This is a genomic window from Candidatus Megaera venefica (assembly GCF_034554655.1).
GTDB lineage: Bacteria > Pseudomonadota > Alphaproteobacteria > Rickettsiales > Rickettsiaceae > Megaera_A > Megaera_A venefica.
In genome coordinates, this window is record NZ_JARJFB010000144.1 from 1 (window position 1) to 4,281 (window position 4,281).

General features: G+C 35.3%; 6 protein-coding genes. 4 read left to right on the top strand and 2 right to left on the bottom strand.

Annotated features, from left to right (window positions below; genetic code table 11):
• On the bottom strand, window positions 1–328 hold a 328-nt coding region (locus tag Megvenef_RS07670), incomplete at its 3' end, for a transposase (RefSeq protein WP_322776028.1).
• 207 nt (window positions 329–535) lie between these two features.
• Window positions 536–1,882 (bottom strand): MFS transporter, encoded by a 1,347-nt coding sequence (locus Megvenef_RS07675; RefSeq protein ID WP_410519772.1) that lies wholly within the window; start codon window positions 1,880–1,882, stop codon window positions 536–538.
• Between the two features lie 196 nt (window positions 1,883–2,078).
• On the opposite strand from Megvenef_RS07675, the gene Megvenef_RS07680 reads away from it, so the two are divergent.
• The 4 genes from Megvenef_RS07680 (at window position 2,079) to Megvenef_RS07695 (ending at window position 4,175) form a co-directional block, all read left to right on the top strand.
• Window positions 2,079–2,843 carry a phosphatase PAP2 family protein gene (locus Megvenef_RS07680; protein WP_322777371.1) on the top strand — a complete coding sequence of 255 codons (765 nt, stop codon included), beginning with the start codon at window positions 2,079–2,081 and terminating at the stop codon, window positions 2,841–2,843.
• 2 nt (window positions 2,844–2,845) lie between these two features.
• The gene (locus tag Megvenef_RS07685) at window positions 2,846–3,184 is read left to right on the top strand and encodes a TfoX/Sxy family protein (RefSeq protein WP_322777372.1); all 339 of its coding nucleotides are present in this window, start codon (window positions 2,846–2,848) and stop codon (window positions 3,182–3,184) included.
• Between the two features lie 30 nt (window positions 3,185–3,214).
• Complete coding sequence (locus Megvenef_RS07690; protein ID WP_322777373.1) at window positions 3,215–3,490, top strand: hypothetical protein; 276 nt, start codon at window positions 3,215–3,217, stop codon at window positions 3,488–3,490.
• A gap of 433 nt (window positions 3,491–3,923) precedes the next feature.
• The gene (locus Megvenef_RS07695) at window positions 3,924–4,175 is read left to right on the top strand and encodes a hypothetical protein (protein WP_322777374.1); all 252 of its coding nucleotides are present in this window, start codon (window positions 3,924–3,926) and stop codon (window positions 4,173–4,175) included.
• Window positions 4,176–4,281: the final 106 nt, after the last annotated feature.

Below are 4,281 nucleotides of genomic sequence, written 5' to 3' on the forward strand. Positions count from 1 at the left end.
CTTCAGACACATCAAGATCTTGCTGCAAATATTCATAACCACAAAAATATTGCCAATAAATATTTTCCTTTAGCTCTTCCTCCGTAAACGAATCAGAACCGTTGTACATAGCTTGAAGCATTGATAGTGCTAGCATTACTCTATGATCTTTCTTATTTCTACCAAATTGCTTGATTTCAATGTTAGGCAATGCTCTGGCTTCAAGTTCAGACCAATTTACTAAATCCCTTAGTTTATATAACTTGTTTTTAGGATTTAGTTTTGTAGATAATTTCTCTTCAAATAACCTTTCTTGTTTTTGGAGAAAAGTAATATTTTCTATAGGCATAATTTTAAAATCCGTAAGCTTTATGCGGTAATTATACCATTTTCTTATGGATTTTGTAAGCTGTTTATGACATGAAACCCCTTGTTAATTCAGGCGGGGAGAGTTTTGACGGAGGGACTAAGTAGTTTAGCTTTAATCTAAGAGAAAAAACAAATAGCTGAGAAAAAAGTTAGGTGAATTATCAAGGGGCCGCTTTGACTAGGTTTATTATTCTGTTGTAACACTATTAACCTCATTCTCTTTTCTATTCCATGTAAGGAAAAATAAATACGAACCCAGAAGCGCTGCTACTATAAAAAAGCTAAATGCCCCAAACCAACCAGTCTCATCAATCAGCCATCCAACACACACCCCTGAGAGTGCTGAGCCAACGTAGCCCATAGTTCCAACAAATCCATTCGCTGTTCCTATTGCTTTTTTTGAAGCAAAATCCGCTGATGCAACACCTACTAATACTTGTGGACCATACACGAAGAATCCAACTAAACTTAGCGCTATAGCACCAAACCGGTCATAACCAGACGGCATTTGCCAGAAAATAATCAGAGTTATAGCTAAACAAATCATACATACTGCACCAACAGGTCCTCTTTGTCCTTTGAATACCCTATCTGACAACCACCCAGCTGCAAAACCTCCTAGCAACCCAGCAACCTCGTAACCCGCGACTTGCCATCCAGCATGCGTTAATGATATACCCTTATGCTCCTTTAAAAATAAAGGCCCCCAAAATATAATACCAATTCTTACAATATAAATGCATATATTAGCAAAACTTATGTACCACATATTTCTATTGATAAAAACCTTACGAAAAATTTCGATTGTAGTCATATGATCTTCACTTCTATCTTCCTCGAACGATTCATCACCTTTATAAGCCTCAACCAGTGGAAACCCAAGTTCTTTTGGTGACTCTCGCAGACGATTAAACAGGATATAAGAAATACCAACCGCTATGATACTTGGAATAAAAAACGCGTACCTCCAACCATAATTGGCAACCAAATACCCAGAAAATACTAAAGTTATTGCTCCACCAACTTGATGAGAAGCGGCGCCAAGAGCCCATTTTGTTCCAAGCTCTCTTGGAGCAAACCAATGAGTTAACATACGAGCCGCAGGCGGCCATCCCATAGATTGAAACCAATTATTTATAATCCATAAACAACCTAGAAAAATTAAACTATTGGAGAATCCAAGGAGAAAAGTAATTAATGCAGAAGCAAATAATCCTATAGGCATAAAGTACCTAGCATTTGATTTGTCACTGAAATAGCCATTGACGAACTTGCCTATACCATAAACAATAGACGCCAGGGTTAACACCCAACCTAACTGAGTCTTGCTATAACCGAATTCCTCCATATAGGCTGGCATAATCATAGAAAAATTCTGCCGACACAGATAGTAAGCACCATAACCTATAATGATAAAACTCAATATACGCAAGCGCCACTTATTGTATATTTTCCGCTCTCGCATAGTCATAAAAGGTTCACTATCTTGCTTGATAGGATCAACAACATAACCCTCGTTTACAACCTTTGCCATAGACTTGCTTAAAATCTTTAATATCTGTGCAAGAATACTAGTAAAAAATTTGCCTATTGGCAAGGTTTTGTTTTAACACCACTTGTAAACTAACAACTGAATAATTAATATGATAGGGCGTATTAAAATACGTAAAATTAGTGTATTTTATTGTTTTAGCTAAGTAAATAATGCAAATTTTGTCAATATAATGAACATGCAATATCTCGACATTACATCAAAGTTCTTCCTAGTATTTGGCCAAGAATTTATTTTAATACCTTTGATTATAATTGGATTTTTAGCCCTAAATAAAAAAACATATGGCCATGCTATATTTTTATTGCTCATTACAATGATTTTCAACACCTTCCTAAAATCTATTTTTCAAATTCCATTAGCAGAGCATCTAAATAAAACTGGATACGCCTTCCCAAGTGGTCATATGCAAAGCGCAATAGTATTTTATGGTTGGTTATGGTTTGCTCACAAAAACGCTCTAGTTAGATCAATAACTTCAATAATAATACTTGGTGTAGGTTGCGCGTTAATACAACAAAAATATCATAATTTATATGATATTTTAGGAGCTGTTTTATTCGGCATCCTAACTTTATTCATATATGCAATGGTTCTACAAATCAAATTATTTAGAAATAAGCCTTTTTTATTAGGGTATATATTGATTGCTTTTTCTGTTGGGCTCTTGTTTAGCATGGATTCGCTGCCAAACCATACTTTTATGGCATTTATGGTTCTTACAGGATTTACATTGTCCTGGACAGTCTTTCCCGATTCAACCGAAATGACTCTATCTTTCTTTAAATCCATGATAGGGTTCGTTTGTATAGTAGGGATTTATTTTTTACTACTCCAACTTAAGAACTATATTAACCTTGAATATGACATACAGTGGCTAATAATTGGAGTATTGATACCATTAACAGCTAGAGTATTAAAAGGTAAGCAGGGTAATGAATAACTATGAGCAGGAATTATCTCGAATATGTATTAGATTTACTATCCCACTGCGACTCGATCACTTCTCGAGCGATGTTTGGGGGATATGGTATATATAAAAATGGGATTATTTTTGCAATTATTGCTCATGACGAACTATATTTCAAAGTCGATCAATCGAACATAGATCTGTATAAAAAGCAAGGCTCTGAAGCATTCACCTTTAAAACAAAAGGTAGAGTATCTACGATGATCTCCTATTGGAAAGTTCCTTTAATCATCATGGAAGATGAAACTCAGCTAAAGGATTGGGTAGAGCAATCATATAACATTTCGCTGAAAAATAAGATGAAACCGACATAACGCTTAATTAATTTGTTGATAGGTAAATATATGTCTAAAACCACTGATAACCTAAACATAATTACTGAACCTATCATTGAAAATATTTATAACATAGATGGTTATGATAAAGACGGCTACGATAAGAACGGCTATGATGAAGATCGTTACGATAAGGACGGCTATGATGAAGATGGCTACGACCAAGAAGGCTATGATAAAAAAGGTTATAATTCCTTTTGCTATGATAGGCAAGGAAACGATTTATTAGACCCTGATAATCCAGATGCCCAGGTAGAGGTTACAGGAAATTGTATTGTTTCTTGATTTATTATAACTTAATACCCTACTAACCTGATTGTCTTGGCACTTAAACCACAAATTATAACTGAGCTTTCACCTGATCTTGTAATGTATCCTTAACCTGAACTATGGATAAGGAACAAAGTCGTATGGTTTTATACTGGGGCTCTCTGTACGCACCATCGTCCTGAATTTACTTAGGATCTCATGAGATAGGAGAAGATATTTGGCTGAAGAGATATGCAAAACCCAGTCAATTCCGCATGACTATAGATAAGAAGATACCGAATCAAGCCGGGTATGACTATATTTCTTGCCGGGCATAACTAAATCTAATATTTATCTTATCCATAGCTGGGGTTATCTTGGAAAATCCATCGTTGTACCTTTACTTGTTGGAACTACAATAGAAAAGTTGATATTCCATCTACCCTATAATTAAACGGTCGTAAGAATTATGCCTAACATAACTGTAAAGACTGGGTTCAGTGTAAATCTTGCTAGTCCACTCGACGGCAGAAGCTATAGCACATACCATGCTACACACACCAGGCAACAGCGGGGCAATAATCGCAGAAGATCAATATGTTATTGCTTATTTTACAAAATGGTTGATGCTGCTGTGGTAGATGTTAACACTTCTACTAATTTTACTGATGGAAGACAATTTGGCAGGGGAAGTGAAATCGGCATCAGCACTCAAAACTGATATTCTCTAACAAAACTACTTATTTAATTAGTCTCTCCGTCAAAACTCTAAATTTTTGATATAATTTCAAGAATTTCAAAAATAAATCACCGCACATTCATTTTTT

Bases quoted from the DNA above. Each gene is read 5' to 3' on its own strand.
- Megvenef_RS07675 (WP_410519772.1), bottom strand. From the start codon at position 1,882: ATGGCAAAGGTTGTAAACGAGGGTTATGTTGTTGATCCTATCAAGCAA.
- Megvenef_RS07680 (WP_322777371.1), top strand. From the start codon at position 2,079: ATGCAATATCTCGACATTACATCAAAGTTCTTCCTAGTATTTGGCCAA.
- Megvenef_RS07685 (WP_322777372.1), top strand. From the start codon at position 2,846: ATGAGCAGGAATTATCTCGAATATGTATTAGATTTACTATCCCACTGC.
- Megvenef_RS07690 (WP_322777373.1), top strand. From the start codon at position 3,215: ATGTCTAAAACCACTGATAACCTAAACATAATTACTGAACCTATCATT.
- Megvenef_RS07695 (WP_322777374.1), top strand. From the start codon at position 3,924: ATGCCTAACATAACTGTAAAGACTGGGTTCAGTGTAAATCTTGCTAGT.